Raw genomic sequence first — 297 nt, 5'->3', positions numbered from 1 at the left:
TGGTGTCCACACCGTGGGTGTGCTCGGTGGTGGCTTCGCCCACGTTGCCGGCGGCATCGGTGGCGGCCACTTTGGCGTCGATGGTGGTGTCGGCGGCCAGGTCGCGACCGGCCACGGCCACGCTGTAGGCACCGGCGGCATTGACGGTGGTGGTGTAGTCGCGGCCATTGACGGTCAGGGTCACTACGTCGCCGGCTTTGAACTCGCCGCTGACGGTGCCGCTGACGGTGATGTCTTCATCGGCTTCGGCGGCGTTCACCACGTTGTCGGCGGTGATGTCGTTGACGCTGATGCTGG

1 protein-coding gene is annotated in these 297 nt (G+C 67.0%); it reads right to left on the bottom strand.

The features are described from left to right. On the bottom strand, nt 1-297 hold a 297-nt coding region (locus ACZ9XP_RS17920), incomplete at both ends, for an Ig-like domain-containing protein (RefSeq protein ID WP_465188964.1).

It is taken from the genome of Vogesella perlucida (genome assembly GCF_979366545.1).
The sequence above is the reverse complement of the archived record's forward strand: the minus strand, read 5'-3'. Positions and strand labels throughout refer to the sequence as shown.